Origin of the sequence: Litorivita sp. NS0012-18 (assembly GCF_040371945.1) — a bacterium.
Lineage (GTDB): Bacteria > Pseudomonadota > Alphaproteobacteria > Rhodobacterales > Rhodobacteraceae > Litorivita.
In genome coordinates this window covers 102,465-128,439 of sequence record NZ_BAABWS010000002.1, presented here as the reverse complement: position 1 = coordinate 128,439, position 25,975 = coordinate 102,465, and the positions used below count along the sequence as shown (strand labels likewise).

Genomic DNA, 25,975 nt, shown 5'->3' with positions numbered 1-25,975 from the left:
GCGCGCCCTGCACAAGCCGCAAATGCCCGACCGGCCATAGCCCAAAGAAAAACCCCGATCCGCAAAGGCGGTCGGGGTTTAAACCTTGGCAGTCGCGATGCAGCTTAGTGCAGCTTGGTTTCCACCTCTGCGATGGCATCGGCAATCAGGTCATTGCCCGATTTCGCGGTCATCTGCGCGGTGATCACGTCACGTGCGGCGGCCACGGCAACAGCGACGGCTTGGTCGCGCACCTCTTTGACCGCTGCGGCTTCGGCCGATGCGATCTGCTCTTCGGCGGCGGCCAGACGGCGCGCGATCGAGGACTTAAGGTCTTCTTTGGCTTGCTCGGCGGCGGCGGCGGCATCTTTTTTGGCGGTTGCCACGATGCGGTCGGCCTGCGCTTGCACTTCTTTTTGCTTGCGCTCGTAATCGGCCAGAAGCGTTTGCGCTTCCTCGCGCAGGGCGCGGGCTTCATCGATTTCCGACTTGATGCCTTCGGCGCGTTTGTCGAGCAACCCGCCGATCATCGAGGGCACTTTGAAGTAGAAGAGCACCGCGATGAAGAGCAAGAAGGCCAGCGTCACAACGAAGTTGGTGTTGCTCAGCGACACGAAGGGACCGGAGGCCGCCAGAGCCGGCGAGGCCGCCGTTACGGCGATAAGAGTGGCCAGAATGCGCATGGCGTTATCCCTTCATTCGGGCGGTCACAGCCGCGGTCACGGTTTTGGCGTCGGCCTTGGCACCCATCGAAGCGATGAGGTCTTTGGCGACGTCTTTGGACACGGCCTTGACCGCATCGGTGGCCGAGGCGCGGATTTCGGCGATGGCTTTTTCGCCCTCGGCGGTTTTCGCGGCAATCTCGGTGTCGGCTTTTGCAATGGCTTTGTCGAGTTCGGCCTGAATTTCGACTTTGGTTGCCGCAATGATATTGCTGGCGTCCACGCGGGCATCGGCGAGCGCTTGGTTATACGCGGCCTCGGCCTCGACGGCCTTCGCCTTCAGCTCTTCGGCTGCGGCGATGTCATTTGTGATGGTCCCCTGACGTTCGGCCAGAACCGCCGCAATGCGGGGCAGCGCGAAACGCGACAGGATGATGTAGATCACAACAAGCGCGACCAGAAGCCAGAAGATCTGGTTGCTAAAGGTCGTAAAATCGAGCTGGGGCATGCCAGGTGCGGCATCGGCAGCGTTGTGAGTAGCAGCAGCGGCCCCGTCCGTGGCGGCACTGTGGGTCGTGGCTTCGTGCGTTTCAGTCGCCATTTGGTCGTCCTCTCGAAGTGAGAAATCAGAAGGGGAAAGCTTGCCTACAACGGGCAGGCCCGAAGGCCCACCCGCGCGTAAGGATGTATTTCCGTTCTTCTTAGACGGCGAACATCAACAGCAGAGCGACGAGGAACGAGAAGATCCCCAGAGCTTCTGCAAAGGCGATGCCGATGAAGAGCGTTGCAGTCTGCGAAGCAGCTGCCGAAGGGTTGCGAAGTGCGCCGGACAGGTAGTTACCAGCAACATTGCCCACACCGACAGCCGCGCCGCCCATGCCCATGCATGCCAGACCTGCGCCGATGTATGCGCCCATTTGTACGATATCGCCTTCCATGAGATGTCTCCTTACGTTGGAATTGGCTTGAAATTTCTGACCCTGAAACGTGCGCAGGATTAGTGTGCGGGATGCAACGCGTCCTTGAGATACACACAGGTCAGGATGGTGAACACATAGGCCTGGATAAAGGACACCAGAACCTCAAGCCCATACATCGCGGTGATCGCGACGATGGACAGCGGGGCGATGGCCGTGATGGCCGCGAAACCCGCGAAAACTTTGATAACGGCGTGACCGGCCATCATGTTACCCGCAAGACGGATAGAGTGGCTAACGGGACGCACGAAGTAGGAAATCACCTCGATCAGCGCCAGAATGGGGCGCAGGGCCAAGGGCGCGCTCGACACCCAGAAGAGGCCGAGGAAAGCCGCGCCGTTCTTGACGAAGCCGAGGATCGTCACGGCGAGGAACACCATCATCGCCATAACGGCGGTGACCGCAATATGCGATGTGGTGGTGAAGGACATCGGCAGCAGGCCGAGGAAGTTGGCGAAGACGATGAACATGAACAGGGTCATGATATAGGGGAAGTATTTCACCCCGTCCTTGCCGGTCACATCTTCGACCATCTTATAGACAAAGCCGTAGGCCAATTCGCCGATCGACTGGGTGCGGGTCGGGATGACCGCGCGGCGGCGGGTGCCCAGAACCAGCAAAGCAAAGATCGCCACGATGGTCAGCGCCATCCAAAGCGTCACATTGGTGATGGTGAACATGCCCACAGGACCGTCGCCAAACAGCGGCTTGACGATAAATTGGTCCATCGGGTGAAAGACCAGACCTGCCTCTTCGCTATGCGCTTCGCTTGCCATTTCAAGCTCCCTCATCCTTGCCCGAGCGGGCCTTATCATCATCTGCAGCGGCCTTGGCCATCTGCTTGCTTTGGACCTCTTGGGCGCTGCGCATCATGGTTTTGACACCGGCGGCAAAGCCCAGAAGTATAAAGATCACCAGAAACAACGGCATGGTGCCGAAGAGAGCGTCCAGCCCGTATCCGATGCCGAAGCCGATCCCGAGACCGGCGACGAGTTCCGTTACCATCCGCCACGCATGTTGCGCTTGGGAGTAGTGTTCTTCCGTGTGGGGCTTGGGCGTATCCGCGCCCTTCGCTGCTGCGATCTTGGCCTCCAGCGCCGCCAGTCGTGCAGCTTTGTCGGGATCGGTCACGGCGTTTTGCCCCCTTTGGACAGTTGGCGCATTGCTAGTGGCGGGGGGGATCAGAGTCAAGCGCCGCGACCCGCCCCGAGGCACCCGCGCCAATGTATTGATTTATTTGCTAAAAGACTGACTCCAGAACCGCGATAGAGGGGCACGCCCGCGCGCCGCTCGGGGCGGATCGCGCGGCTTTGGCCGATGTCGCCATATTCAACCATCTGGTTGACGATTGCTTGTTCAACCAGATGGTTGACGATTACTTGACGCCTTGGCCGCCGCCGCGATAGGACCGCCCTATGCCTGCTGCGACCGCTCCCACTCTTGATACGGTGTTTGCCGCCCTTGCCGATCCGACGCGGCGGGCGATCCTGTCGATGCTGCTTGAGGATGATATGGCGGTGACCGATGTGGCCGAGCCTTTCGAGATGTCCTTGGCGGCGATTTCCAAACATCTGGTGATCCTGACCCGTGCGGGATTCATCAGCCAAGAAAAGCGCGGCCGCGTGAAATGGTGCAAGCTGGAGCCGGACGCCCTGCGCGCCGCCAGCGTCTGGATGCAGGGGTTTGGGCAGTTCGAGGCGGTGAACCTCGACGCATTCGAGCGGTTCTTGGCGGTGGAGCTGGACACGCCCAAGCCCGAATGATCCGCCGCGCGCGGGCGGGCCTTGGCGCTATTCCTCCTTGAGCAAAAGCATCAAGGCCGCCACCGTCATCGCCACGCCAAGCAGCACGATCACCGGCGGCACGCCATGGCCCAATGCGGCCTCCAAAGCGATCACCCATGAGGGCGTCAGGTAGGTATAGGCCATGACTTTCGAACTGGGCAGATGCAGCGCGGCATATTGCAACAAGGTAAAGGTCGCGGCGCTGGCGATCACGGCGATATAGGCCAAGGTGACCCACACAATCGCGGGCAAAGCCGCCCAATCGGTCTGCGCAATGGCGCTGCGCCCGTAGAGCGCGATCAATATTGCGCCCGCGACCAATGTGCCAAAGGTAAAGACCACGGGTCGCTCGCCGCGATTGAGCAGCCGCACCAAAGGCGTATAGAGCGCATGGGCCGCGCATCCGGCGAAATACACCGCCTCGCCGCGCCCGACCTCAAGGCGCATCAAGGCGCCCAGATCGCCGCGAAAGATCACCCAAACCGCCCCCGCCGCGCCGATCATGAGCGCCAGCGCGATGCGCCGCGTCAGGCGCTGGCGCAAGAGCACAAAGCCGAACCCCGCCGCCATCAAAGGCGTGAGCGTGAAGACCGCCGAAGCCGAAACCGCAGGGGCGGTCTTTAGCCCTTCGAACATCAACACGAAATAGCTGCCGAAAATAGCGCCCAAAACCGCGTAGCGCCACGGCGCGCGAAAGGCGCTGCGCTCGATGCCGCCCGTCGCCATGGCCGCCGCCCCGACGATAACGGCTGCAATGGCAAAGCGCGCGGCATTCATCGCCGCAGGCGCGATATGGGGCGCGGCCATGACGCCAAAGGAAAAGCTGCCCGCGACCAAGGCCGAAAACAGCAGCATCGCGAGATGCCCGCGCAGCGCGCCGAGCGGCAAGGAAGAGAGCAAAGGGATCATCGAAGCGCGGGCCCGCGTCACACGTCCCATGCTTTGGCGGCGGGGCGCAGCACCTCCAAAAACGCCTGCACCTTGGCGGTGCGGTGCAAATCCATATGGGTGACGACCCAGATCGGCGCGCTCCATTCGTCCAAAACCGCCCCGACGGGCACGAGGTTGCCTTGCTGTCGCGCCTGCAAAAGCGGCAAGAACCCGATCCCCGCCCCCGCAAGAACTGCCTCGCTTTGCGCGCGCATGTCACTGGCGCGAAAGATGATTTGCTCCTCGGGCACGATGCGGCGCAGCCATTTGCCAAAGGGCGCGCGATTGTCCGCATCATCATAGCCGACATAGGAATGGCCCTTATGGTCGGTCTCGTCCTTGGGCATGCCATTGGCCTCGATATAGGATTTGGCGGCAAAGAGGCCGAAGCGCTGGTCAAAGAGTTTGCGCACCACATTGTCGGGTTGATCGGGCGCTGTGCCCGCGCGGATCGCCACATGGGCCTCGCCATATTCGAGCCGGAACAGCCGCGTCGAGGTCAGGTAGCGCACAATCAATCCGGGGTGGTCGGCTTGGAATTTGGCCAGAACCGGCACCAGCATATGGCTCATCCCGCCCAAGGAGGTGACCACCAATTCGCCGGTCACGCCGCTGCCTTGGCCTTTCAGGCGGCCTTGCAGCTGGGCGAATTGATCATCGGTGGTTTGCGCCACGCGCAGCAGATCCTGCCCCGCTTCGGTCGCCGTATAGCCGCGCGCGTGACGCTGGAAAAGCCGCACGCCGAGCCGCCCTTCGAGCGCGTCGATATGGCGGATGACGGTCGCGTGGTGCACGCCCAAAACCTCTGCCGCGCCCGACACTGTGCCCATGCGCGCGACCTGAAAGGCGGTGCGGATTTCGTCCCAATTGTCCATTGTCGTCGCTCCTTGGGGCCGGATGTTGCCGCCTTGCGTGATCATCCTGTGCACAAACACACATCTATTGCGCATTTTCGCCAATTTGGTTCAGGAGCGCAAGAACAGATGACATGAGCGCCACGCCCCGCCGCGCAATGGCGCGCGCCTGCGGCTGGGGACTTGCCCGAAATCCGCGCGGCAGCTATGGCAGGCGCGATCACCCTCGGGCATCGCGCCCTGTTCCAGTTCAAGACCGTTAAGCCAAAAGGCAAAGCCGAGAGATGAAAATCACCCGCGACACCCCCGAGCAAATGATCCTCGAAAAACGCCCCGTGGCGCGGGCGGTGCTTGTGGCGCTGTTCGGTTTGGCCTTCGCGCTCTTTGCGCTGGTGCTGCCAAAGGATGCGGGCGCGCTCAAACTGACGCTCTATCTGGTTGCGGCGGGGTTTGGCGCGGGCAGCCTGCTGACGCTGGAGCGGGTGCAAATGGTGATGGACCGCAGCAGCGGCGCGGCGCGGATGAGCCGGCGCACATGGCGCGGGCTGGAGGTGGCGGAATTTGCGCTGCAGGATTTGCAAAGCTTTCGCCTTGATCCCTATGTCGACAAGAACACCCCGCGCCACATGCATTTCGCCGTGACCGGCGGCGAGACGGCGGGCAGCTATGTGTTTTGCCTGTGGAACCCGATGCTGGAGAAAAAGGCCGCAGCGCAGATCAACCGGATCAACGCATGGATCGGGCGCGCGCATCTGAGCGAACGCGCGCCTGCTGCATCTGAGCAGACAGAAGAGCAGTCGGCAGAACAGACGGCAGCGCAACCCGCGGAGCAGGCAGATGAGCAGAACGGCGAGCACACGGCCGAGCCTATGACCCCCGAAGGCCCCGCCTTTGAAGACGAACGCATTGCCTTTGAAGAGACCGCCACGGCGCAAGAGCAGCCCGAGGCGTCCGAGAGGCAGGCTGCGCGCGAGCCAAGCGGCCCCAGCGACGAGCCATTGACCGATGCCGAAGCCGAGACCGAAGCCGCGCGCTGAGCCGCGCCTGCGATGTCATCCCCCTGTTTTATAACCCGCGCAGCCCTTGACTCGGCCCGCCCGCGCGCGTAATTGGGCCGCAATACCCCGGAAGTTTACTCTTCCGGTCCCTTGGGATGTTCCCGGGATCGCCACCAGTCAGCGCGTTGCGCCCACTGGTGCGCTTATGCTTTGTGCGCCCCTCTTCGGGCGTTTCGGATTTGCCCCGCGAGGGGTTTGGAAATGAACCGCGCGGCCCCATATCGGCCTTGCAACGTGATGGAACAGACCGGCTCGGGAGGCCGACAGGCATGTTTGAAAATCTTTCCGAACGTCTTGGCGGCGTCTTTGACCGGCTCACGAAACAAGGGGCGCTGTCCGACGAGGATGTCAAAACCGCCCTGCGCGAAGTGCGCGTCGCCTTGCTTGAGGCCGACGTCTCGCTGCCCGTGGCGCGCGAATTTGTCAAAGCGGTCCAAGAGAAGGCCACCGGCCAAGCGGTCACCAAATCGGTCACACCGGGCCAGCAGGTCGTCAAGATCGTGCATGACGAATTGGTGCATGTGCTGACCGGCGCCGAAGACCCCGGCAGCCTCAAAATCGACAACCCGCCTGCGCCGATCCTGATGGTCGGTCTGCAGGGCGGCGGTAAAACCACCACCACCGGCAAGCTTGCCAAGCGTTTGAAAGAGCGCGAGGGCAAAAAGGTCCTGATGGCCTCGCTCGATATCTACCGCCCTGCGGCGATGGAGCAATTGGCGATCCTTGGCACGCAAATCGGCGTCGACACCTTGCCGATCGTGGCGGGGCAAAAGCCCGTGGACATCGCCAAACGCGCCAAGCAACAGGCGATGATGGGCGGCTATGACGTCTATATGCTCGATACGGCGGGCCGTTTGCAGATCGACGAAGTGCTCATGCAAGAGGTCGAGGATGTGCGCGACGCGGTGAACCCGCGCGAGACGCTTTTGGTCGTCGATGGTTTGACCGGTCAGGTCGCCGTCGAAGTGGCCGAAGAGTTTGACGCCAAAATCGGCATCTCCGGCGTGGTGCTGACCCGTATGGACGGCGACGGGCGCGGCGGCGCGGCCCTGTCGATGCGCGCCGTGACGGGCAAACCCATCCGCTTTGTCGGTCTGGGCGAGAAAATGGACGCGCTGGAGACCTTCGAGCCGGAACGCGTTGCGGGCCGTATTTTGGGCATGGGCGATATCGTTGCCCTTGTGGAAAAGGCCCAAGACACGCTGGAGGCCGAACAGGCCGAGCGCATGATGAAGCGCTTCCAGAAGGGTCAGTTCAACATGAACGACCTCAAAATGCAGCTTGAACAGATGATCAAGATGGGCGGCATGGAAGGCGTGATGGGCATGATGCCCGGCATGGGGAAAATGGCCAAACAGGTGCAAGAGGCCGGTTTTGACGACAAGGTTCTGAAGCGCCAGATCGCCTTGATCCAATCCATGACCAAGAAAGAGCGCGCCAATCCGCAGCTTTTGCAAGCCAGCCGCAAAAAGCGCATCGCCAAGGGCGCGGGCCTCGAAGTGTCGGAGCTTAACAAGCTTCTCAAAATGCAGCGCCAGATGGGCGACATGATGAAAAAGATGGGCAAAATGGGCAAAGGCGGCATGCTCAAACAGGCGATGAAAGGCATGTTCGGCAAGGGCGGCGGCATGCCTGCGGGGATGGACCCCGCCTCGATGGACCCTGCGCAGCTTGAAGCGGCGGCCAAGGCGATGGGCGGCAAATTGCCTGGCGGTTTGGGCGGCATGGGCGGTCTGGGCGGCGGCATGGGATTGCCCGGTGGCCTGTCCGGTTTCGGAAAGAAGAAATGATGCGCGCGCCTTTCATCATAGCGGCGCGCGGCGCGGTGGGTGTGTAACCTGCCATGAGCCTCGCCCCCCTCACCCAAGCCCCGACGCTGGAAAGCCAGCGGCTCGTCTTGCGCGGACCTAAGCGGTCCGACGCAGAGCCGCTGATTGCATTCCTGTGCGATCTGGAGCGTGCGGCGGGGTTTGGCGGCTTTGACAACCGCCATGATGCGTGGCGCTGGTTTGGCCTCAATGTCGGGCATTGGCATATCCACGGCTACGGCTATTTCACCATCGAGGACAAGGCCACGGGCAAGCCTGCGGGCATCTGCGGCATCTGGAACCCCGACGGCTGGCCCGAGCCGGAGCTTGGCTGGGTGGTGTTTGACGGGTTTGAGGGCAAGGGCGTGGCCTATGAGGCGGCCCTGCGCGCGCGCGAATGGGCCTATAGCGATCTGGGCTTTACCACGCTGACCTCGAACATCGTGCCGGACAATGCCCGTTCGATCAAACTGGCCGAACGCCTTGGCGCGACCTATGAGCGGACCTATCACAACGTCAATATGGGCGAGGACCTGCTCTATCGTCACCCCTCTCCCGATGCTTTGGACAGCGACGGATCGGTGGAGGCCTATGCATGACCACCTTTAGCGTCGATATCCCCGAGGTCGAAACCGACCGCCTGATCTTGCGTCCCGTCACATTGGACGATCTCGATGAGGTGGCCGCCTTTTATGCCTCCGAGCGGTCGCAGTTCGTCGGCGGCCCCGCCGAGCGCCCCGATGTCTGGCGCATCATCGCCTATTTGAACGGGCATTGGTTGCTGCGCGGGTTTGGCTATTGGGCGATCGAAGAGAAAGCCACGGGCGCATGCGTTGGCATGTGCGGTTTCATCTTCCGCGAGGGTTGGTCCGAGCCGGAGCTTGGCTGGCAGGTTTTTGAGGCCGCCGAGGGCAAGAGCATCGCCTTTGAGGCGGCGCAGGCGGCGCGCGCCTATGGGGCCGCGCATTTCGGCCTTGAGGGTGTGATCTCGCATATCGACCCCGCCAATGCGCGCTCTGCGGCTTTGGCCGAACGGCTGGGCGCGCGTTTCGAACGCCACGGCGAACTTTTGGGCAAGCCTTGCGATATATACCGCCACCCTTTGAGCGGCGAGGTCCGCGCATGACCGACCATAGACGCGCCACCGACATCCCCGTGATCGAGACCGAACGCTTGGTCCTGCGCGGTCCCGAGGCCGAGGATTACCCGAATTTCAAGGCGACCTTCACCTCCTATCGCGCGCGGTTCATGGGCGGGCCGCTCAACCCCTACGAGACGTGGATGCTCTATGCCGCCGAGATCGGCCATTGGAACATTCGCGGTTACGGCATGTGGATGATCCACGACAAGGCGACCGACGAAACCCTTGGCATGGCGGGCGGATGGAAACCCGCCGCTTGGCCCGAGGCCGAGATCGCTTGGATCATCTGGCCCGATAAGGCGGGCAAAGGCTATGCGCTGGAGGCGACCAATGCGGCGCGCAATTACCTCTATCGCACCCTCGGGTGGGAGACGGCGGTGAGCTATCTCGACCCCAAGAACCTCGACAGCATCCGCCTTGCCGAGCGGCTGGGCGCCAAGCGCGACGACGCGGCCAAAACCATTGACGGATCGGACGCCGTTTATCGCCACCCCGCGCCTGTCGCGCTGGACGGCACGCAGCTTGCGCATGGGATCGCCATGGAGATCAGCCACTATGCCGATCCGCTGTTCAAACCGAAAGGATGGGCCATTGACTGACCTACGCTCCGACACCGCCGCCCGCGCGGCCGACATCCTCAAAGAACACCGCGAGAGCATCGACCGGCTCGACGCGATCCTCGTCTATACATTGGGCGAGCGGTTCAAACACACGCAGGCCGTGGGAAAGCTCAAGGCGGAGCATGATTTGCCCCCCTCCGACCCCGACCGCGAAGCGCGCCAGATCGCGCGCCTAGAAGATCTTGCAAAACGGGCCGATCTCGACCCCGAATTTGCCAAGAATTTCCTGAACTTCATCATTCAGGAAGTCATCCAGCACCACAAGAAACACCAAGAATAACAGGCCCCTTGCCTGTCCAAAGCCAACCTTAGGAGAATGACACCATGGCTATGAAAATTCGTCTCGCCCGCGGCGGTTCCAAAAAGCGCCCCTTCTACCGGATCGTTGCGGCAGACAGCCGTATGCCCCGCGATGGCCGCTTCATCGAGAAGCTGGGCACCTACAACCCGCTGCTCGCCAAAGACAACGAAGAGCGCGTGAAAATGAACGTCGAGCGCATCCAATACTGGCTCGGTGAAGGCGCCCAAGCGACCGACCGCGTGCAGCGTATGCTCGAAGCGGCTGGCGTTTTGGAGAAAAAAGAGCGCAACAACCCCAAGCGCGGCACCCCGGGCAAAAAAGCCGTCGAGCGCGCCGAAGAGAAAGCGGCCAAAGTCGCGGCAGCAGCCGAAGCCGCTGCGGCCCCTGCCGAAGAAGCACCCGCCGAGGAAGCTGCTGCGGAAGAAACCGCAGAGTAATCGGTTTTGGATCCGGTCATTTCCGCCTTTCCGGAAGACTTCCGGCAGCAGTTTGACCAACTGATGTGGTTGCGGCGCGATGTGCGCCGCTTCCGCACCGATCCCGTTGAGGGGGCGGCCTTGCAGCGCGCCTTGCGCAGCTTTGCTGCCGCCCCCTCGGTCGGCCTGTCGCAGCCATGGCGTATCGTCAATGTGGCCTCGGCCCCTGCCCGCGCCAAAGCCTTGGCCAATTTCAAAGCCGCCAATGCGCAGGCCCTCGCCGGATATAGCGGCGAAAAATCCAAAATTTACGCCGGCTTGAAGCTTTCGGGCATGCGCGATGCGCCCGAACAATTCGCCGTGTTTTGCGACGACACCACCGCCAAAGGCGCAGGGCTGGGCGCAGGGACCATGCCCGAAATGCGCCGCTATTCCGTCGTCGCTGCCGTGACGCAATTCTGGCTGGCGGCGCGCGCCGAAGGGCTTGGCGTGGGCTGGGTGTCGATCCTTGATCCGCTGCGGCTTTGCGCCGATCTGGACGTGCCCGAGGGCTGGTCGCTTGTCGCGTATCTTTGCGTCGGCACGCCCGAAGAGTTCACGGGCAGCCCCGAATTGGAGCGCGCCGGATGGGAAACCCGTTGCACCGACGTGCCGGTTGAGACACGCTAGACCCGATGTTTCGCCCGATCCGCACATTGATCCTGTTGATGGTTGCCTTTTTGGCCGGTCTTCTGTTTGAACGGTCGGAGCAAAGCAAAAAATGCGCGGCATTGGGCGGAGAATTTACCGCAGGCCTGTGCAAAGGAGGCGCGCAATGACGGAAGACACCGCGGCGGAACTGGTCTGTGTCGGAACGATTTCGGGCTCTTACGGGGTCAAGGGCGAGGTGCGCCTGAAGAGCTTCACCGCCCAGCCCGAGGATATCGCGCTTTACAACCCGTTGACCGACGAGACCGGCGCGCAGCAGTTTATCGTCGGCATCACGCGGGCGGTCAAAAACGGCTTTGCGGGGCGCGTCGACGGGGTGCAAACCAAAGAGCAAGCCGACGCCCTGCGCGGGACGAAACTTTATGCGCGGCGCGATCAATTGCCCTCGCTGCCCGACGACGAGTTTTACCATGCGGACCTCATCGGGCTGGAGGTGGTGGACACCGGCGGCGCGGTCTTGGGCCGCGTCAAACAGGTGATGAACCACGGCGCGGGCGATCTGTTGGAAATCCACGGCGCGGGGCTTGAGGCCACGGTGCTTTTGCCTTTCACGCGCGAGGCGGTGCCGACCGTCGATCTGGCCGCTGGGCGCATCATCGTCGATCCGCCCGAGGGATTGTTTTAACCCATGCGCATGGTGCTGCATTGCGGGTTTCACAAGACCGGCACCTCCAGCGTGCAGCGCATGTTAGAGCGCGACCGCGCGCTTTTATCCGCCGAAATGCAAATCGCGCTCAAGGCCGAAATCCGCACGGCGGCCCTTGCGGCGCGCGCGTGGTCGGCCAGCGGCGATCCCGCGAAAATGAGTGCCTATATCTATGATCTTGCGCTGTTTTTCGAAAGCCTTGATGCGGATGATCCGCGCCCGCTTTGTCTGTCGAGCGAAGACCTGTGCGGCCTCATGCCCGGGCGCAAGGCCCTGCGCGATTACCGCGCGGCGGCGGCGCTTTTGCCCGCGCTGGCCAATGTCGCTTGTGAAGTGTTTCCAAGCGCCGATCTGACCTTTTATTTCTCCACCCGCGCGCCGGAGCCTTGGGTCAAAAGCTGCTATGCGCAGCATCTGCGCGCCTCGGGCATTCGCGACGATTTTGCCACTTATCGGGCGCAATATCTGCCCTTGGCCGATCTGGATGCGGATATTGCCCGCATCAACGAGGCCATGCCGCAGCACCGCGTGCGGCAGGCCGCATTGGAGAGCATGACGGGGCGACTTGGCCCGCTTGACCCGTTGCTCGATCTGGTCGGGATCAGCGCGGGTTTGCGCGCCCAAATCGCGCCGCTGCCGCCTGCGAATACCTCCTTGCCGCAAGAGGTGCGCGACGCGCTCTTGGCGCTCAACCGCCGCAAGATGGACAGCGGCGAGAGGGCGGCCCGCAAGCAAGAGATCGTGCGCGCCGCGCGCAAAGAGCAAAAACAATCGAGCGCGCCCAAGCCCCTCAAAGGGTGAAGAACTCCGGCGTGATCTGTTGTAGGCGCGACCAGACATAGGCGCGCCGCGCAGTGCGGTCCGCCCCCCTCGCAGGCTGCGCCGCCCAAAGGCCCAGAAGCTTCGCCCCGACAAAAAACCGCAAAGCCGCCGCATCCACCGCCCCGCCAGCGCCACTATAGCCGCGCAGCAACGGCGCCTGCGCGTCCAGATCAATCGCCCCGCCCGCCCCGAACCAGATCGCATCATCGGCCACAAGCCCCGCCAGATCGCGCATCGCGGGGGCCGCTTCGGCGTTTTCGAAATCAATGCCGCAGACACGCAAATCCGGCGTCACCAAGAGGTTTTGCAAGGTCATATCGCCGTGGATCACCGCATGGGGGGTGGGGTTTTGCGCCTGCTGCCCGAGCGTTTCGAGCGCGCCGAGCGCGGCGCAATAGGCCTGCGGCTGCGGCAGATCGCGCGCCTTGGCCAAACGGCGCAAGCGGCGCAGCGGGCCACCGGTTTGCAGCGCCTCGGCGCCCCGCGCTGCACCCTTGTGAAACCGGCCAAGCCACGCCCCCGCCGCAATCAACATATCCGCAGACCCCGCACCGTCGGCGCGTTGCGACAAGGCCTCCCAAACCGGTTCGCCTTGCACGCATGAGAGCAGCAAAGCGCCATGCGCCTCGCAGGCGGCCAAAGCCGCAGGCACGCCGTCGGGCAAAGCGCGCGCCGCCGCCGCGTGGCCTGCGCGCATCGCCTCGAAGCGCGCAGGCTCGACCGGCAGGTGCAGCTTCACGATGACCGAAGGCAGGTTTTCGCCCTGTCCCTGCGCGGGGTCCGCGCGCAACACCCCGCGCGCGCCTTGCCCCTCGCGCCGCGCCGACAGGAGCGTCACCTGCCAGCCGCCTTGCGGCAGCCCCGCCATAGGGGCCAAAACGCGCAGCGCCGCGCGCCCTGCCTGCATGACTTGGGTTCTCTGGCCTGTCATTTTGCGCCTTGCTCTTGCCTTTGGCGCAAGCCTAGGGCGCGCAGAAAGGATTTTCAATCGCGCGCGGATCGCATATCAGGCCCCTTATGAGCAACACACCCAAATCCCCCGCCCGCTCGCACGGGCGCAAATCCATCTCGGCCACGCTGCGCCCGCGCGATTTGATGGGCGAGCCGCCGCGTCTGGCGCGGGTCTGGACCGCACGGGTGATCACGCTCTTTCCCGAAGCCTTTCCAGGCGTTTTGGGCGAAAGCCTGACGGGCAAGGCGCTCAAGGAAGAGGCTTGGGCACTGGAGACGATCGACCTGCGCCCCTTCGGGATCGGCAAACACAAGAATGTCGACGACACACCTGCGGGCGGCGGCGCGGGCATGGTGATCCGCGCCGATGTGCTTGGCCCCGCGATTGACGAGGCCTTGGCCCGCGCCAAGGGGCAAACGCGGCTCGTCTATTTGTCGCCGCGCGGCCAGCGGTTTGATCAGGCCATGGCGCGCGATTGGGCGCAAAGCGGCGGCGTGACGCTGATTTGCGGGCGGTTTGAGGGGATCGACGAGCGGGTGATCGAGGAATACGGCATCGAAGAGGTGTCTTTGGGCGATTTTGTCCTCACCGGCGGCGAGATCGCGGCGCAGGCGATGCTGGATGCCGCCGTGCGCCTCTTGCCCGGAGTTTTGGGCAATGCCGACAGCATCGAAGAGGAAAGCCATTCGGCGGGCCTGTTGGAGCATCCGCAATATACCCGCCCCGCCGAATGGAAAGGCCGCGAGATCCCGCCAGTGTTAATGTCGGGCCACCACGGCAAAATCGCCCAATGGCGCCGCGCCAGCGCCGAAGACCTCACCCGCCAGCGCCGCCCCGATATGTGGGCGCGCTATGCGGCCAAGTCGCAAGAAAGCTGACGCCCATCGCCCGCGGCGCAGCGCCCCGCTGCTGCGCCGGCTCGCGCGTTAGAAAAAAGGGCGCGCGATGTATATCGCCGCTTGATTTTACCCCCTATCCCCCTTATCAGCGGCTCGTTCGGGGTCGGAATCGGCCATCGGACCTGTTTGCTATGCCAATGTCGCGCCTTCTTCGGTGCATTGCAGGGCGCGGACAGACCCGAATAAGAAACGTTGACCTAACCTCTCGCGGGCGCGCCACATGGGCACGGACCCGATGAAGACGAAGAGCTCTGAGGCCGCGCAACCTTCGTGGAAAAACCACGAGCATGTATAGGAGACTGGCGATGAACCTGATCGCTCAACTCGAAGCGGAACAAGTGGCCGCTCTGGGGAAAGACATCCCCGATTTCAAAGCTGGCGATACCATTCGCGTCGGCTACAAAGTGACCGAAGGCACGCGCTCGCGTGTGCAGAACTACGAAGGCGTTTGCATCGGCCGTAAGAACGGCAAAGGCATCGCGGGTTCGTTCACGGTCCGTAAGATTTCCTTTGGTGAAGGTGTGGAACGTGTGTTCCCGCTGCACTCGACCAATATCGAGAGCATCGAAGTTGTGCGCCGTGGCCGTGTGCGCCGCGCGAAACTTTACTATCTTCGCTCGCGTCGCGGCAAATCCGCCCGTATCGCAGAAGTCACCAACTACAAGCCGCTTTCGGGCGCCAACGCATAAGGATCGGCGAGATGAAAAAAGAAATTCACCCCGATTACCACTTCATCAACGTCAAAATGACCGATGGTACCATGCTCACGATGCGCTCCACTTGGGGCAAAGAAGGCGACACCATGTCGCTCGACATCGACCCGACCGTGCACCCTGCATGGACCGGTGGTGGCACCCGTTTGATGGATGCCGGCGGCCGCGTGTCGAAGTTCAAAAACAAATATGCAGGTCTTGGCTTCTAAACGCCTCTACCATTGCGCAATACTAAAACGCCGCTCCTTTGGGGGCGGCGTTTTTGGTTTTTACCTGCCCTGTCAGGGCGGAGATCAGTCGTCAAAGCCGATAAAGCGCGCGGTTTCGGCGACGCTGCGGCGGGTCGAAACCACTCCATTGGCCTCGAAGCTCTCGTCGGGCCACCCCATCGCGACGCAGGTCATGATGACCTGATCCTCGGGGATTTGCGCATGTTCGCGCACCACGGGCGATTGCATGATGCCTTGGCCGTTGATCACCGTGCCAAGGCCGCGGTCCCATGCCGCCAGCACCAGACCATAGGTTACCGCGCCCAGATCGAAATGCCCGATCGTGCCGTGGTTTTCGACCGATTTGTCAAAGGTCACAACGATCGAGACCGGCGCATCGAATTGCCGAAATCCGCGCATCACCCAATCCTGACGGCGTTCCTTGTCGTCGCGCTCGATCCCCATGGCGGCGAAAAGCTGTTTGGCGATCCCCACTTGGCGGTCGCGGTGCACGCCCTCATAGGCGCCGTGATCGGGGATTTCGCGTTGCGGCGGCACGCCGCTGAGCATCCGCTCGGAATTGCCCTTGCGCACGGCCTCCAAGGGGGCGCCGGTGAGCACATGGAAATGCCACGGTTGGGTGTTCATCGACGAGGGCGCGCGGCTGGCCAAAGCGATGATCTCTTCGAGCATCTCGCGCGGCACCGGATCGGGTTTATAGCCGCGAATGCTGCGCCGTCCCTCTATCGCCTGTTTCAATTCCATCTACGGGCCTCCTCTTCGCGCCAAGTGTCAGGAAGGTTGACCGCCCGATGCACAAGGTCAAGCCCGCGCGCGCGGATCGGCGATATGCGTTGCGTCACTTTGCGCGGGCACGCCGCAAGCCGAGCGATGCAGAATTGCCGCCCTTGCGCGCGCAATCTGCCTTGGCGCGCCTGCAAACTTCCCATATGACGCGCACATACATATAGTGTAACAAAGACCAAAGCCCGCTAGTTGTCGAAACAGACACATCAGTTGCGGGTAAAACGGGCGATCGGCAGAGGACACAGACCATGGCGCATATCATTGTTGTCGGGAACGAAAAGGGCGGTGCGGGCAAATCCACCGTCTCTATCCATGTGGCGACCGCTTTGGCGCGCATGGGGCATCGGGTGGCGGTTCTGGACCTCGATTTGCGCCAAAAAACCTTTGCCCGCTACACCGAAAACCGCAAACGCTTCATGCAAGAGGCGGGGCTTGATCTGCCCTTCCCCTCCTATCACGATCTGCCCGAGATCGACCCCGAAAGCCTCCAACCTGGTGAGAATATCTATGACCATCGCCTGTCCTCGGCGGTGGCGTCGCTGGAGCCGGATAATGATTTCATCTTGATCGATTGCCCCGGATCGCACACGCGGCTGAGCCAAGTGGCGCATTCGCTGGCCGATACGCTGATCACCCCGCTCAACGACAGCTTCATCGATTTCGACCTTTTGGCCCGTATCGATGGCGACGGCGAGAAAATCCTCGGCCCCTCGGTCTATTCCGAAATGGTGTGGAACGCGCGGCAATTGCGTGCGCAGGCCGGATTGAAGCCGATTGACTGGCTGGTGCTGCGCAACCGTTTGGGCGCGCAAAACATGGTCAACAAAGCCAAGATGGAAAAAGCCGTTGAGCGGCTTGCCAAACGCATCGGCTTTCGCGTGGCGCCCGGCTTTAACGAACGGGTGATCTTTCGCGAATTGTTCCCGCGCGGTCTGACCTTGCTCGATCTGCGCGACATCGGTGTGAAGGGCCTCAACATCTCCAACGTCGCCGCCCGCCAAGAGCTGCGCGAGTTGATGAAATCCCTGAACCTTCCGGGCGTCGAGATCGATTTTTAATGTGATGCGCGCCGCTGAGACGCGGCGCACTCCAAGCTTGCCTTAACGCGCCTGCGCTGCCACGCTCGCTTTGCCCGTAACCGCAAGGAGAGCGCCGATGCCAGCCCCAAAAAACCCGTTCAAAGCCGCCCTTGCGCGCGGCGAGGTGCAGATCGGCGCTTGGGCCGGTTTGGCCAACCCCTATTGCACCGAAATCATGGCGACGGCGGGGTTTGACTGGCTGGTGCTCGACAATGAGCATGCGCCGAACGATTTGCGCTCGACCCTTGCGCAGTTGCAGGTTTTGGAGGGCACGGCGAGCCATCCGGTGGTGCGCATCCCGATTGGCGAGACGTGGATGGTCAAGCAGATGCTCGATGCGGGGGCGCAAACGGTGCTTGTCCCGATGATCGAAAGCGGCGCGCAGGCGGCGCAAATGGCGCGGGCGATGCTTTATCCGCCGCAAGGCGTGCGCGGGGTCGGCGCTGGCATGGCGCGCGCATCGAAATTCGCGGCGATCCCTGATTACCTCGCCACAGCAAATGACCAAACCTGCCTGTTGGTGCAGGTCGAGAGCCGCGCCGGATTGGCGGCTTTGGAGGATATCTTGGCGGTGGAGGGCGTGGACGGGGTGTTTATCGGCCCTGCGGATTTATCGGCGGATATGGGCCATTTGGGCAACCCCGCCGCGCCCGAGGTGGCCGATGCCATCCGTGATGCGATCACGCGCATCCGCGCGACAGGCAAAGCGGCCGGTATCTTGGGCACCGACAATCAATCGCCGCAGCACTATCTTGATTGGGGCGCAAATTTCGTGGCCGTCGGCACGGATGTCAACCTTTTCGCCGCAGCCGCCCGCGCCAAAGCGGCGCAATGGAAACGCTAACGCATTGCGGCGGGCCTTTGCGCGGTGCAATCGGCCACCTGCCCGATCATCACGGCCTAATTGATGTAGCGCGCGACGACTTTCACAAAGGCTTCGGGCACATCATTGACCGAATAGCCCCCCGGTTTTTGCGTGACCGCCCATGCGGCCAAAGCGCCGCCCGCAATCAAGGCAAAAGCCGCGACGCGCGGCGGGCGCCCGTCCGAAAAGGCAGAAATCACTGATGGTATTGAGAAAACTGCCACCACAATGCCAATGACCAAGGCTAAATCTGTGTCCATCTACTCATCCTCGCGTTAATCTTCGCTAACTGGAGGGCAGCCTACTCTGGATCAGAGGCGTAAATCAATCTTTCCGCGCATGGCGCAACCCTGAGGATATTTGTGGTGCCGGGCACATTGAAGGGCACGCCTGCCGTCACCACGATCTGGTCGTCTTCGGTGGCAAACCCTTGGCTGCGCGCGGCGCGGGCGGAATTGATCACGGCCTGTTTGAAACGGTCAAGCTCCGAGGTCATCACACAGTTCACCCCCCACGAAAGAGCCAAGCGCCGCGCCGTGCCGCGCAGGCTGGTCATGGCGATGATCGGCACGCGGGGACGCTCGCGCGCGGTGAGCAAGGCGGTCGTGCCGCTTTGGGTGAAACAACAAATGACTTTGATGTGCGAGGCTTCGGCAATTTCGCGCGCGGCGGCGACGATGCCATCGGCCACAGTGCGGCGTGTCGGCGCGCGCGAGGCCTCGATCACATCGCGGTAGGTCGGATCGCTTTCGACCTCTTTGGCGACATTGTCCATCGTGGTGACTGCTTCGACGGGAAAGGAGCCCGCCGCAGATTCCGCCGAGAGCATGATCGCATCCGTGCCCTCATAGATCGCCGTGGCGACATCGGAGACCTCGGCGCGGGTGGGCATCGGGCTGTCGATCATCGATTCGAGCATCTGCGTGGCCACGATCACCGGCTTGGCCGCCGCGCGGCATTTGCGGATGATGCGTTTTTGGATCGGCGGGACGTTTTGCACTGGAAGCTCCACGCCCAGATCGCCGCGCGCCACCATGATGCCGTCAGACACCGCAAGAATGTCGTCGATGCAGGCCACCGCCGAGGGTTTTTCGATCTTTGACAGGATCGCCGCGCGTCCACCCGCGAGAAGGCGCGCCTCCTCCACGTCTTCGGGGCGCTGCACAAAGCTCAGCGCGAGCCAGTCCACGCCCAATTGGCAAACGAATTCCAAATCCGCGCGATCCTTTTCCGACAGCGCCGCCAGCGGCAGAACCACATCGGGGACATTGACGCCTTTGCGGTTGGAAATCGTACCGCCATTGATCACTTCGCAATCGGCGAAATCGGCGCCGCAGGCGGTGACTTTGAGGCGGATTTTCCCGTCATTGACCAACAGATGCGCGCCCACTTCGAGGGCGGCGAAAATTTCCGGATGGGGCAGGCGCACGCGGGTGGCGGTGCCCTCGGCCTCATCAAGGTCAAGCCGGAACGCCGCGCCGATCTCCAGCTCTTCTTCGCCATTGGCAAAGGTCCCGACGCGCAGTTTTGGCCCCTGCAAATCGGCCAGAATGCCGATGGGGCTATCGAGCTCTTTTTCGATCTGGCGGATAATGCGGTGTTTTTCGCGGATCTCGTCGTGCTGCCCGTGGCTCATGTTGAGCCGGAACACATCCGCCCCCGCCTCGTGCAGCGCGCGGATCATCTCGTAGCTTTCCGAGGCGGGCCCCAATGTGGCGACGATTTTGGTATTGCGGTGGCGTCTCATATCGGGGTCCTTCTGACTTCGTCCGGTCCAGTGGCTTTTGCCATTCCTGCCCACCCTAACAGCGGCACAAGGGGGCGCAAGCGGCCAGCGCAGCGGATCAGGCAAATACCGCCGTTAACGCTAACAGGATCGCGTCCCTTATTGCCCAATTCCAATTTGCGGGCAACTCCCCTATGTGTGGCCCAATATGGAAGACACGGACAGAACATGACATACGCGCCTTACGAAATTATTGGCGAGCACCGCGATAGCCGCTGGCTTGTCACCTGTGATCACGCCGCCAATACGGTGCCCGATTTCGTGGCGGGCGGGGATTTGGGGCTGCCGCCCGAGGATATGGCGCGCCATATTGCCTATGACCCTGGGGCGGCGGGGCTGAGCCGGTATCTGGCCGAGATTTTGGGCGCGCCTGCGATCATGTCGAATTTCTCGCGGCTGGTCATCGACCCCAACCGCGGCGAGGATGATCCCACGCTATTGATGAAGCTTTATGACGGTACGATCATTCCGGCCAACCGTCACGCGGATGCCGATGAGCGCGAGATGCGGCTCAACCGCTGCTATCGCCCCTATCACACCGCCCTGTCCGAATTGGCGGCGCGGCGACCGGATCGGGCGATTATTTCGGTGCATAGCTATACGCGGCAATTGCGCGGGCGCGCGCCGCGCCCTTGGCATATCGGGCTGCTCTATGCGGCGGACGAGCGGCTGTTTCGCCCGCTGATGGCGATGCTGGAGGCCGAGCCGGACATCTGCGTCGGCGCGAACGAACCTTACGCTGGCCACCTTCCGGGGGACAGTATCGCGCGCCATGCCATCGCCTATGAGCGGCCCAATATCTTGCTCGAGCTGCGCAACGACCTGATCGAGACGCAGGCGCAGCAACGCGCATGGGCCGAGCGGCTGGCGCCCATGCTCGGCGCGGCTCTGGACAAGGCGGGATGTTAGGCGATGCCCCATGTCACCATAGAGCTCTCGCCCGCCTGTGCCGCCGATCCGCAAGCGCTGTGTGATCGGATTTTTGAGGCGCTCGCCGCACATCCCGCTACGGGGGACGCGCGCAACCTGAAAATCCGCGCCTATGTGCCCGTGGCCGAGCGCATCGGCAACGGCGCGCCTTTTGCCCATGCGATGCTGGGATTGATCGCGGGGCGCAGCGAGGCGCACTCTGCCGATATGGTGCGCTGCGTTTTGGAGGCGCTTACCGCCGCCCTGCCCGATCGGGCGGCGATCACCGTGGACAGTTACGACTTTTCGCCCGCTCTGGCCCGCCGCGCGCCGCGCCTATAGTATCGGGCAAAAGTATCGGGCAAACCGCCCGTTTTTGGAGACATGCAGATGGATATCGACGACCAGACCCGTATTGAAATCGAAGCCGCCGCGTTTCGCACCCTGCGCGCGCATTTGATGGAAAAGCGCCCCGATGTGCAAAACATCGACCTGATGAACATGGCCGGATTTTGCCGCAATTGCCTGAGCCGCTGGTATCAAGAAGCCGCCAATGCGCGCGGCATCGAGATGGGCAAAGACGAGGCGCGCGAGATTTATTACGGCATGCCCTATGACGATTGGAAGGCCCAAAGCCAGACCGAGGCCAGCCCCGAAAAACAGGCCGCCTTCAAAGAGGCCTTTGCCAAGAATGTCGGCGACGCGGGCTAGGCCTCATCGCTGTTCTGGCGCGCCTTGAATGCCGCCCGATAAAAAACCCGCGTCCTTCTCAGGGAAGGCGCGGGTTTTGTCGTCTTTGGTCTCGGGCTTGCCCCGAACCGGTCAAATCGCCTTTCTCAGGCTCTCTTCGATGTAGATCTCGCGCAGGCGGCTGGCGACCGATCCGACCTTGCCATCGCCGACCGCTTTGCCGTCAATCTCGACCACGGGAAACACGAATGTCGTGGCCGAGGTGACAAAAGCCTCGTCGGCCTCTTGCGCCTCTTCGATGCTAAAGCTGCGCTCTTCCACCACCATCTGCGCTTCTTTGGCGAGGCGCAGAACGGCGGCGCGGGTGATACCGGCAAGGATATCATTGCTCAGCTTGCGCGTAATGATCTTGCCGCCTTTGACGATATAGGCGTTGTTGGACGTGCCTTCGGTGACCAGTCCGTCCTGCACCATCCACGCATCATCGGCGCCCGCTTTGGCCGCCATCATCTTGCCCATCGACGGATACAAAAGCTGCACGGTCTTGATATCGCGGCGCTCCCAACGCAGATCGTCAATCGAGATCACCTTGATGCCCTTGCTCGCCGCAGGCGCGTTCACAAGGTTCTTGACCTGCGTGAACAATACAATGCTCGACGGGGTGGTGTCGGGATCGGGAAAGGCAAAATCGCGATCCGCAGGGGCGCCGCGGGTGATCTGCAAATAGATGCCGCCCTCAACAAGATCGTTTTTGGCGATCAAGGCGCGGTGAATCTCCAGCAACTCATCCATCGTCACGGGGTTTGCCATATCAAGCTCGGCCAGCGAACGCTCCAACCGTTTCGAATGCCCTTCGAAATCCACCAGCTTGCCGCCGATCACCGATGTGACCTCATAGACCCCGTCCGCCATCAAAAATCCGCGATCAAAGATCGAGATTTTCGCCTCATTCTCGGGCAGATACTCTCCGTTGACGTAAACAGTGCGGGTCATGGCGGTCTCCTCAGTAACCGAAGGTTAGCCCCAAAGGCCGCGCGATGGCGGGTGCACTCCGAGGGCGTCGTATTGCAAAGCGTTGTCGCGGTCTTCGGCCAATAACAGCGGCCCGTCAAGGTCCGTGACCCGCGCGCCTTGGGCCAAAAGCGTCGCAGGCGCCATCGCCAAAGACGATCCGACCATGCAACCGACCATGATTTCATAGCCCTGCGCCAGCGCCGCCGCGCGCAAAGCCAGCGCCTCGGTCAACCCGCCGGTCTTGTCCAGCTTGATGTTCACAACGTCATATTTGCCCCGCAACGCCGCCAGACTGGCCCGATCATGGCAACTCTCGTCGGCGCACAAAGGCACAGGGCGCGCCATGCCAATCAAAGCCTCATCCTCGCCCGCAGGCAAGGGCTGTTCCACCAAAGTCACCCCAAGGCGCAGCAAATGCGGCGCCAGATCGGCATAGACCTCGGCGCTCCACCCTTCGTTTGCATCAATGATAATGTCGGATTTCGGCGCGCCCGCGCGCACCGCTTCCAATCGCGGCATATCATCGGGCGTGCCGAGCTTGATTTTGAGCAAAGGCCGGTGACTGTGCTTTTGGGCCTGCGTCCGCATCATATCGGGTTCGGCCAAGGACAGGGTGAATGCCGTGATCTGCGGCGCCGGCGCCGGCACTCCGGCCAATTCCCAAACCCGCTTTCCGGACCGCTTGGCCTCCAGATCCCACAAGGCGCAATCCACCGCATTGCGCGCCGCCCCTGCGGGCAACATCTGCTGCAAGGCAGCCCGATCAAAGGTGGCGGGCAATCCGGCGATTTGCGCCTCGACACTGCCAAGCGTCTCGTCATAGCGCGCATAGGGCACGCATTCGCCGCGCCCCATATGGCCGCCGCCCGTCACCGTCACGGTCAAAACCTGCGCCTCGGTCCGGCTGCCGCGGCTGATGGTGAAGACCTGCGCCAACTGGAACACATCGCGCGTCACGTCTATTTGCATTGCCCACCCTGCCTTTGCTGGTTCTTCAAATATCCCCGCCGGAGGCTCCCTCACCGCGATCAAATGCGCAAGGGGCCTTTCGGCGCGATCCGCTTACTCCAGCGCATCCACCAAACGCGCCGCCCCTTGGCGGAAGGGATCAACCGTGGGCAATCCCATCTCGGCCTCGACCTTGGCCAAATAGGCCTGCGCTTCGGCCTCGCCCATATGCTGGGTGTTCACCGAAATCCCGATGACCCTGCAATCGGCATTGCCGACCTTGGCCAAGGCCAGTGCCGTATCGCGCAGGGCCTCTAGGCTGGGCAATTGGTAATCCGGCAGGCCGCGCATATGGGGCCGCGTCGGCTCGTGGCACAGGACCAAAGCATCCGGCTGCCCGCCATGGATCAAGGCCAAAGTCACCCCCGAGTAGGACACATGGAACAAGCTGCCCTGCCCTTCGATCAAATCCCAATGATCGGCGTCATTGTCCGGCGTCAGCCATTCGATCGACCCCGCCATGAAATCGGCCACAACCGCATCCAGCGGCACGCCGCCGCCGGTGATCAAAATACCGGTTTGCCCCGTTGCGCGAAAATCGCACTTCATCCCGCGCTGGCGCATCTCGGCATCCATCGCAAGGCAGGTATACATTTTGCCAACCGAACAATCGGTCCCCACGGCCAAAAGCCGCTTGCCCGTCCGTTTCACCCCATTGGCAATCGGATAGGCCACCGAGGGCACACGCACATCATGCAAGGCCCGCCCCAGACGCCCCGCCGTTTGCGCAAGCTCGGGATCGTCGCGCAGCAGGTTGTGCAGCCCCGAGGCCAAATCAAACCCTACCTCCAACGCATCGCGCAACACCGCGCGCCAGCTTTCGGAGATATAGCCGCCACGGTTCGCCACCCCGATTACCAAGGTGCGTGCGCCCGCCGCATAGGCTTCGGCCAGATCCATATCCGGCAGACCCATATCGGCCTTGCATCCCTCAAGCCGGAACTGGCCCAGCGCATATTCGGGCCGCCAGTCGCGGATCCCCTGCGCCACTTTGGCCGCCAAGGGATCGACCGCATCGCCGAGGAACAAAAGATAAGGGGTTTCGATCATGATATGCTCCTGACGGATGGGATTGAGGGGCCGCAATTTTGCGCGCCCGTGTCGGGGCCACCTTCCTCCGCCAGAGCATGGATTTCCTGCGAAACTTACCGATCAAGGGCCGATTTTGAGCAATAATTCACCGCATATTTGTCAGTTAGGCGAAGAATCCACCGATTACGCCTCCCCAACTTGCCGCGATGCAGCGCCCATGCCGCAAGCGCAGAATCGCCTTGCACGGCAGCGCGCAATTTAATAACTCTTGCCGCAAGAAATGCGAAACTTCCTTACCCGAAAGGTCCGCCCATGAGCTTCCGTCTTCAACCCACCGCCCCTGCCCGTCCGAACCGCTGCCAACTCTTCGGCCCTGGCTCGAACACCAAGCTTTTCGCGAAAATGGCGGCCTCTGCGGCGGATGTGATCAACCTCGATCTCGAAGACTCGGTCTCTCCGTCGGACAAGGACAGCGCCCGCGCCAATATCATCGCCGCGATCAGCGACTATGATTGGGGCAACAAAACCCTTTCCGTGCGCATCAATGGTCTCGACACGCCCTATTGGTATCGCGATGTGGTTGATTTGATGGAACAAGCGGGCGAGCGCCTCGATCAGATCATGATCCCCAAGGTCGGCTGTGCCGCCGATATCTATGCGGTCGATGCCTTGGTCACCGCGATTGAAACCGCCAAGGGCCGCACCAAGAAAATCAATTTCGAAGTGATCATCGAAAGCGCCGCGGGCATCGCCCATGTCGAGGAAATCGCCGCCTCCTCGCCGCGCCTTGTCGCGATGAGCCTCGGCGCCGCCGATTTCGCCGCCTCGATGGGGATGCAAACCACCGGCATCGGCGGCACGCAGGAAAACTACTACATGCTGCGCGAAGGCGCGAAATACTGGTCCGATCCGTGGCATTGGGCGCAAACCGCGATTGTCGCGGCCTGCCGCACCCATGGCGTTTTGCCGGTTGATGGGCCCTTTGGCGATTTCTCCGACGATGAGGGTTTTCGCGCGCAGGCTTTGCGCTCTGCGACGCTGGGCATGGTTGGCAAATGGGCGATCCATCCCAAACAAATCGCCCTCGCCAACGAGGTCTTTACCCCGTCGGAGGAGGCCGTCGCCGAAGCGCGCGAGATCCTCGCCGCGATGGAAACCGCAAAAGCCAATGGCGAAGGTGCGACCGTCTACAAAGGCCGCCTTGTCGACATCGCGTCGATCAAACAGGCCGAAGTCATCGTGCGCCAATCCGAGATGATCGCGGCCAGCGCCTAAGCCCGCGCCGCGAACCGATCAAAGCCCGTGC

The 25,975-nt window shown here is 62.2% G+C and carries 34 protein-coding genes; 20 read left to right on the top strand and 14 right to left on the bottom strand.

All coding sequences use genetic code 11. From position 1 onward, the window contains the following. Positions 1–104: 104 nt before the first annotated feature. The 5 genes from ABWV64_RS10235 to ABWV64_RS10215 all read right to left on the bottom strand — a co-directional run bounded on the left by ABWV64_RS10235 (position 105) and on the right by ABWV64_RS10215 (position 2,749). A complete protein-coding gene (locus ABWV64_RS10235; protein WP_353344857.1) occupies positions 105–662 on the bottom strand; it encodes a F0F1 ATP synthase subunit B in 558 nt (185 codons plus the stop codon). 4 nt (positions 663–666) lie between these two features. Further along, complete coding sequence (locus ABWV64_RS10230) at positions 667–1,242, bottom strand: F0F1 ATP synthase subunit B' (RefSeq protein ID WP_353344855.1); 576 nt, start codon at positions 1,240–1,242, stop codon at positions 667–669. A gap of 100 nt (positions 1,243–1,342) precedes the next feature. Then, on the bottom strand, positions 1,343–1,579 hold the full coding sequence (locus tag ABWV64_RS10225; RefSeq protein ID WP_353344853.1) for a F0F1 ATP synthase subunit C: 237 nt from the start codon (positions 1,577–1,579) through the stop codon (positions 1,343–1,345). 59 nt (positions 1,580–1,638) lie between these two features. Next, positions 1,639–2,394 (bottom strand): F0F1 ATP synthase subunit A, encoded by a 756-nt coding sequence (locus ABWV64_RS10220; protein ID WP_353344851.1) that lies wholly within the window; start codon positions 2,392–2,394, stop codon positions 1,639–1,641. A gap of 1 nt (position 2,395) precedes the next feature. Beyond that, the gene (locus ABWV64_RS10215; protein WP_353344849.1) at positions 2,396–2,749 is read right to left on the bottom strand and encodes an AtpZ/AtpI family protein; all 354 of its coding nucleotides are present in this window, start codon (positions 2,747–2,749) and stop codon (positions 2,396–2,398) included. Positions 2,750–3,033: 284 nt separating this feature from the next. On the opposite strand from ABWV64_RS10215, the gene ABWV64_RS10210 reads away from it, so the two are divergent. After that, the gene (locus ABWV64_RS10210) at positions 3,034–3,381 is read left to right on the top strand and encodes an ArsR/SmtB family transcription factor (RefSeq protein WP_353344847.1); all 348 of its coding nucleotides are present in this window, start codon (positions 3,034–3,036) and stop codon (positions 3,379–3,381) included. Positions 3,382–3,408: 27 nt separating this feature from the next. Here ABWV64_RS10210 and ABWV64_RS10205 read toward each other — a convergent pair whose 3' ends face one another. Further along, on the bottom strand, positions 3,409–4,311 hold the full coding sequence (locus ABWV64_RS10205; RefSeq protein WP_353345907.1) for a DMT family transporter: 903 nt from the start codon (positions 4,309–4,311) through the stop codon (positions 3,409–3,411). 17 nt (positions 4,312–4,328) lie between these two features. After that, on the bottom strand, positions 4,329–5,207 hold the full coding sequence (locus ABWV64_RS10200) for a LysR family transcriptional regulator (RefSeq protein ID WP_353344845.1): 879 nt from the start codon (positions 5,205–5,207) through the stop codon (positions 4,329–4,331). 263 nt (positions 5,208–5,470) lie between these two features. On the opposite strand from ABWV64_RS10200, the gene ABWV64_RS10195 reads away from it, so the two are divergent. The 10 genes from ABWV64_RS10195 to ABWV64_RS10150 all read left to right on the top strand — a co-directional run bounded on the left by ABWV64_RS10195 (position 5,471) and on the right by ABWV64_RS10150 (position 12,685). Beyond that, positions 5,471–6,223 carry a hypothetical protein gene (locus ABWV64_RS10195; protein ID WP_353344843.1) on the top strand — a complete coding sequence of 251 codons (753 nt, stop codon included), beginning with the start codon at positions 5,471–5,473 and terminating at the stop codon, positions 6,221–6,223. A 290-nt stretch (positions 6,224–6,513) separates the two neighbouring features. Beyond that, entirely contained in the window at positions 6,514–8,034 is a 1,521-nt protein-coding gene (ffh, locus tag ABWV64_RS10190) for a signal recognition particle protein (RefSeq protein ID WP_353344841.1), read from the top strand. A gap of 53 nt (positions 8,035–8,087) precedes the next feature. Further along, on the top strand, positions 8,088–8,651 hold the full coding sequence (locus ABWV64_RS10185; RefSeq protein ID WP_353344839.1) for a GNAT family N-acetyltransferase: 564 nt from the start codon (positions 8,088–8,090) through the stop codon (positions 8,649–8,651). After that, the gene (locus tag ABWV64_RS10180; RefSeq protein WP_353344837.1) at positions 8,648–9,178 is read left to right on the top strand and encodes a GNAT family N-acetyltransferase; all 531 of its coding nucleotides are present in this window, start codon (positions 8,648–8,650) and stop codon (positions 9,176–9,178) included. The genes ABWV64_RS10185 and ABWV64_RS10180 overlap by 4 nt, the downstream gene beginning before the upstream one ends. Then, entirely contained in the window at positions 9,175–9,792 is a 618-nt protein-coding gene (locus ABWV64_RS10175; protein WP_353344835.1) for a GNAT family N-acetyltransferase, read from the top strand. The genes ABWV64_RS10180 and ABWV64_RS10175 overlap by 4 nt, the downstream gene beginning before the upstream one ends. After that, complete coding sequence (locus ABWV64_RS10170) at positions 9,785–10,093, top strand: chorismate mutase (RefSeq protein WP_353344833.1); 309 nt, start codon at positions 9,785–9,787, stop codon at positions 10,091–10,093. The genes ABWV64_RS10175 and ABWV64_RS10170 overlap by 8 nt, the downstream gene beginning before the upstream one ends. 44 nt (positions 10,094–10,137) lie before the next feature. Further along, positions 10,138–10,551 (top strand): 30S ribosomal protein S16, encoded by a 414-nt coding sequence (gene rpsP / locus ABWV64_RS10165; RefSeq protein ID WP_353344831.1) that lies wholly within the window; start codon positions 10,138–10,140, stop codon positions 10,549–10,551. Between the two features lie 6 nt (positions 10,552–10,557). Continuing rightward, entirely contained in the window at positions 10,558–11,199 is a 642-nt protein-coding gene (gene bluB, locus ABWV64_RS10160) for a 5,6-dimethylbenzimidazole synthase (RefSeq protein ID WP_353344829.1), read from the top strand. Positions 11,200–11,344: 145 nt separating this feature from the next. Further along, positions 11,345–11,863 carry a ribosome maturation factor RimM gene (gene rimM, locus ABWV64_RS10155; protein WP_353344826.1) on the top strand — a complete coding sequence of 173 codons (519 nt, stop codon included), beginning with the start codon at positions 11,345–11,347 and terminating at the stop codon, positions 11,861–11,863. 3 nt (positions 11,864–11,866) lie between these two features. Continuing rightward, on the top strand, positions 11,867–12,685 hold the full coding sequence (locus ABWV64_RS10150; protein ID WP_353344824.1) for a hypothetical protein: 819 nt from the start codon (positions 11,867–11,869) through the stop codon (positions 12,683–12,685). Here ABWV64_RS10150 and ABWV64_RS10145 read toward each other — a convergent pair. Then, complete coding sequence (locus ABWV64_RS10145) at positions 12,675–13,637, bottom strand: phosphotransferase (protein ID WP_353344822.1); 963 nt, start codon at positions 13,635–13,637, stop codon at positions 12,675–12,677. The two genes, ABWV64_RS10150 and ABWV64_RS10145, sit on opposite strands and share 11 nt — an antisense overlap. A gap of 86 nt (positions 13,638–13,723) precedes the next feature. Between ABWV64_RS10145 and trmD the strand changes: the two genes are divergently transcribed. From trmD to rpmE, 3 genes are all read left to right on the top strand, one after another. Continuing rightward, positions 13,724–14,536, top strand: coding sequence for a tRNA (guanosine(37)-N1)-methyltransferase TrmD (gene trmD / locus ABWV64_RS10140; protein WP_353344820.1), 813 nt, complete (start codon positions 13,724–13,726; stop codon positions 14,534–14,536). 326 nt (positions 14,537–14,862) lie between these two features. Then, the gene (gene rplS / locus ABWV64_RS10135) at positions 14,863–15,246 is read left to right on the top strand and encodes a 50S ribosomal protein L19 (protein WP_353344818.1); all 384 of its coding nucleotides are present in this window, start codon (positions 14,863–14,865) and stop codon (positions 15,244–15,246) included. An 11-nt stretch (positions 15,247–15,257) separates the two neighbouring features. Then, positions 15,258–15,479 (top strand): 50S ribosomal protein L31, encoded by a 222-nt coding sequence (gene rpmE / locus ABWV64_RS10130; RefSeq protein WP_353344816.1) that lies wholly within the window; start codon positions 15,258–15,260, stop codon positions 15,477–15,479. An 84-nt stretch (positions 15,480–15,563) separates the two neighbouring features. On the opposite strand, the gene ABWV64_RS10125 is transcribed toward rpmE, so the two are convergent. Then, positions 15,564–16,244, bottom strand: a complete 681-nt coding sequence (locus ABWV64_RS10125) for a nitroreductase (protein WP_353344814.1) — start codon at positions 16,242–16,244, stop codon at positions 15,564–15,566. Positions 16,245–16,534: 290 nt separating this feature from the next. Between ABWV64_RS10125 and ABWV64_RS10120 the strand changes: the two genes are divergently transcribed. Then, positions 16,535–17,344 (top strand): division plane positioning ATPase MipZ, encoded by an 810-nt coding sequence (locus ABWV64_RS10120; RefSeq protein ID WP_353344812.1) that lies wholly within the window; start codon positions 16,535–16,537, stop codon positions 17,342–17,344. 97 nt (positions 17,345–17,441) lie between these two features. Next, complete coding sequence (locus tag ABWV64_RS10115) at positions 17,442–18,209, top strand: aldolase/citrate lyase family protein (protein WP_353344810.1); 768 nt, start codon at positions 17,442–17,444, stop codon at positions 18,207–18,209. A gap of 56 nt (positions 18,210–18,265) precedes the next feature. On the opposite strand, the gene ABWV64_RS10110 is transcribed toward ABWV64_RS10115, so the two are convergent. Both ABWV64_RS10110 and pyk read right to left on the bottom strand, forming a co-directional pair. Continuing rightward, positions 18,266–18,490, bottom strand: a complete 225-nt coding sequence (locus ABWV64_RS10110) for a hypothetical protein (protein ID WP_353344808.1) — start codon at positions 18,488–18,490, stop codon at positions 18,266–18,268. 41 nt (positions 18,491–18,531) lie between these two features. Continuing rightward, complete coding sequence (pyk, locus tag ABWV64_RS10105) at positions 18,532–19,977, bottom strand: pyruvate kinase (protein WP_353344806.1); 1,446 nt, start codon at positions 19,975–19,977, stop codon at positions 18,532–18,534. A 207-nt stretch (positions 19,978–20,184) separates the two neighbouring features. On the opposite strand from pyk, the gene ABWV64_RS10100 reads away from it, so the two are divergent. Genes ABWV64_RS10100 through ABWV64_RS10090 form a run of 3 tightly spaced genes read left to right on the top strand, consistent with a single transcriptional unit; the run spans position 20,185 to position 21,636 of the window. Further along, complete coding sequence (locus tag ABWV64_RS10100; RefSeq protein WP_353344804.1) at positions 20,185–20,925, top strand: N-formylglutamate amidohydrolase; 741 nt, start codon at positions 20,185–20,187, stop codon at positions 20,923–20,925. A 3-nt stretch (positions 20,926–20,928) separates the two neighbouring features. Beyond that, a complete protein-coding gene (locus ABWV64_RS10095; RefSeq protein WP_353344802.1) occupies positions 20,929–21,267 on the top strand; it encodes a 5-carboxymethyl-2-hydroxymuconate isomerase in 339 nt (112 codons plus the stop codon). Positions 21,268–21,321: 54 nt separating this feature from the next. Then, positions 21,322–21,636, top strand: coding sequence for a DUF1244 domain-containing protein (locus ABWV64_RS10090; protein WP_353345905.1), 315 nt, complete (start codon positions 21,322–21,324; stop codon positions 21,634–21,636). A 111-nt stretch (positions 21,637–21,747) separates the two neighbouring features. Here ABWV64_RS10090 and ABWV64_RS10085 read toward each other — a convergent pair whose 3' ends face one another. The 3 genes from ABWV64_RS10085 to dgcN all read right to left on the bottom strand — a co-directional run bounded on the left by ABWV64_RS10085 (position 21,748) and on the right by dgcN (position 24,687). Further along, positions 21,748–22,608, bottom strand: a complete 861-nt coding sequence (locus tag ABWV64_RS10085) for a D-amino-acid transaminase (protein ID WP_353344800.1) — start codon at positions 22,606–22,608, stop codon at positions 21,748–21,750. A 24-nt stretch (positions 22,609–22,632) separates the two neighbouring features. Beyond that, on the bottom strand, positions 22,633–23,598 hold the full coding sequence (gene dgcA / locus ABWV64_RS10080) for an N-acetyl-D-Glu racemase DgcA (protein ID WP_353344798.1): 966 nt from the start codon (positions 23,596–23,598) through the stop codon (positions 22,633–22,635). Between the two features lie 93 nt (positions 23,599–23,691). Beyond that, a complete protein-coding gene (dgcN, locus tag ABWV64_RS10075) occupies positions 23,692–24,687 on the bottom strand; it encodes an N-acetyltransferase DgcN (protein WP_353344796.1) in 996 nt (331 codons plus the stop codon). 294 nt (positions 24,688–24,981) lie between these two features. Between dgcN and ABWV64_RS10070 the strand changes: the two genes are divergently transcribed. Beyond that, positions 24,982–25,944, top strand: a complete 963-nt coding sequence (locus ABWV64_RS10070) for an L-malyl-CoA/beta-methylmalyl-CoA lyase (protein WP_353344794.1) — start codon at positions 24,982–24,984, stop codon at positions 25,942–25,944. Positions 25,945–25,975 lie beyond the last annotated feature (31 nt).

Coding starts and splice junctions, on each gene's coding strand:
- ABWV64_RS10235 (WP_353344857.1), bottom strand. CDS start 662: ATGCGCATTCTGGCCACTCTTATCGCCGTAACGGCGGCCTCGCCGGCT.
- ABWV64_RS10230 (WP_353344855.1), bottom strand. CDS start 1,242: ATGGCGACTGAAACGCACGAAGCCACGACCCACAGTGCCGCCACGGAC.
- ABWV64_RS10225 (WP_353344853.1), bottom strand. CDS start 1,579: ATGGAAGGCGATATCGTACAAATGGGCGCATACATCGGCGCAGGTCTG.
- ABWV64_RS10220 (WP_353344851.1), bottom strand. CDS start 2,394: ATGGCAAGCGAAGCGCATAGCGAAGAGGCAGGTCTGGTCTTTCACCCG.
- ABWV64_RS10210 (WP_353344847.1), top strand. CDS start 3,034: ATGCCTGCTGCGACCGCTCCCACTCTTGATACGGTGTTTGCCGCCCTT.
- ABWV64_RS10205 (WP_353345907.1), bottom strand. CDS start 4,311: ATGATCCCTTTGCTCTCTTCCTTGCCGCTCGGCGCGCTGCGCGGGCAT.
- ABWV64_RS10200 (WP_353344845.1), bottom strand. CDS start 5,207: ATGGACAATTGGGACGAAATCCGCACCGCCTTTCAGGTCGCGCGCATG.
- ABWV64_RS10195 (WP_353344843.1), top strand. CDS start 5,471: ATGAAAATCACCCGCGACACCCCCGAGCAAATGATCCTCGAAAAACGC.
- ffh (WP_353344841.1), top strand. CDS start 6,514: ATGTTTGAAAATCTTTCCGAACGTCTTGGCGGCGTCTTTGACCGGCTC.
- ABWV64_RS10185 (WP_353344839.1), top strand. CDS start 8,088: ATGAGCCTCGCCCCCCTCACCCAAGCCCCGACGCTGGAAAGCCAGCGG.
- ABWV64_RS10180 (WP_353344837.1), top strand. CDS start 8,648: ATGACCACCTTTAGCGTCGATATCCCCGAGGTCGAAACCGACCGCCTG.
- ABWV64_RS10175 (WP_353344835.1), top strand. CDS start 9,175: ATGACCGACCATAGACGCGCCACCGACATCCCCGTGATCGAGACCGAA.
- rpsP (WP_353344831.1), top strand. CDS start 10,138: ATGGCTATGAAAATTCGTCTCGCCCGCGGCGGTTCCAAAAAGCGCCCC.
- rimM (WP_353344826.1), top strand. CDS start 11,345: ATGACGGAAGACACCGCGGCGGAACTGGTCTGTGTCGGAACGATTTCG.
- ABWV64_RS10150 (WP_353344824.1), top strand. CDS start 11,867: ATGCGCATGGTGCTGCATTGCGGGTTTCACAAGACCGGCACCTCCAGC.
- ABWV64_RS10145 (WP_353344822.1), bottom strand. CDS start 13,637: ATGACAGGCCAGAGAACCCAAGTCATGCAGGCAGGGCGCGCGGCGCTG.
- trmD (WP_353344820.1), top strand. CDS start 13,724: ATGAGCAACACACCCAAATCCCCCGCCCGCTCGCACGGGCGCAAATCC.
- rplS (WP_353344818.1), top strand. CDS start 14,863: ATGAACCTGATCGCTCAACTCGAAGCGGAACAAGTGGCCGCTCTGGGG.
- rpmE (WP_353344816.1), top strand. CDS start 15,258: ATGAAAAAAGAAATTCACCCCGATTACCACTTCATCAACGTCAAAATG.
- ABWV64_RS10125 (WP_353344814.1), bottom strand. CDS start 16,244: ATGGAATTGAAACAGGCGATAGAGGGACGGCGCAGCATTCGCGGCTAT.
- ABWV64_RS10120 (WP_353344812.1), top strand. CDS start 16,535: ATGGCGCATATCATTGTTGTCGGGAACGAAAAGGGCGGTGCGGGCAAA.
- ABWV64_RS10115 (WP_353344810.1), top strand. CDS start 17,442: ATGCCAGCCCCAAAAAACCCGTTCAAAGCCGCCCTTGCGCGCGGCGAG.
- ABWV64_RS10110 (WP_353344808.1), bottom strand. CDS start 18,490: ATGGACACAGATTTAGCCTTGGTCATTGGCATTGTGGTGGCAGTTTTC.
- pyk (WP_353344806.1), bottom strand. CDS start 19,977: ATGAGACGCCACCGCAATACCAAAATCGTCGCCACATTGGGGCCCGCC.
- ABWV64_RS10100 (WP_353344804.1), top strand. CDS start 20,185: ATGACATACGCGCCTTACGAAATTATTGGCGAGCACCGCGATAGCCGC.
- ABWV64_RS10095 (WP_353344802.1), top strand. CDS start 20,929: ATGCCCCATGTCACCATAGAGCTCTCGCCCGCCTGTGCCGCCGATCCG.
- ABWV64_RS10085 (WP_353344800.1), bottom strand. CDS start 22,608: ATGACCCGCACTGTTTACGTCAACGGAGAGTATCTGCCCGAGAATGAG.
- dgcA (WP_353344798.1), bottom strand. CDS start 23,598: ATGCAAATAGACGTGACGCGCGATGTGTTCCAGTTGGCGCAGGTCTTC.
- dgcN (WP_353344796.1), bottom strand. CDS start 24,687: ATGATCGAAACCCCTTATCTTTTGTTCCTCGGCGATGCGGTCGATCCC.
- ABWV64_RS10070 (WP_353344794.1), top strand. CDS start 24,982: ATGAGCTTCCGTCTTCAACCCACCGCCCCTGCCCGTCCGAACCGCTGC.